Source organism: Flavobacterium sp. FlaQc-48, from assembly GCF_044007335.1.
In the GTDB taxonomy this organism is placed as follows: Bacteria; Bacteroidota; Bacteroidia; order Flavobacteriales; family Flavobacteriaceae; genus Flavobacterium.
The window spans coordinates 1-342 of the sequence record NZ_JBIPCR010000071.1; the positions used below are offsets into that span (position 1 = coordinate 1).

The following is a 342-nucleotide window of genomic DNA, read 5'->3' on the forward strand; positions in this document are numbered from 1 at the left end:
AAGTAACCGGAAAAACCAGCCTGCCGATTGGTTTGGATAAATCAATCTGTAAAGTGACCATTGGGGATGATCTGGGAAAATGTTTTGCCATAAAAATGATCTATTTTGATCTGGATAAATCCAACATCCGAACCGAAGCGGCCCTGGACCTTGAAAAAATACTCGATGTACTAAACAACAATCCGACGATGAAACTCGACATTCGCTCGCATACTGACAGCAGGGCAAGTCATCAGTACAACGAAGCCTTATCCGGCCGAAGAGCCCAATCAACCCTTGACTGGCTGGTTAAAAACGGAATATCCAAAAAACGATTAACCGGCAAAGGATATGGCGAAACCC

1 protein-coding gene is annotated in these 342 nt (G+C 44.2%); it reads left to right on the forward strand.

What is annotated here, in order from left to right; all coding sequences use genetic code 11:
• The coding region (locus ACHRWY_RS27625; RefSeq protein WP_395359240.1) for an OmpA family protein at positions 1-342 on the forward strand (342 nt) is incomplete at both ends.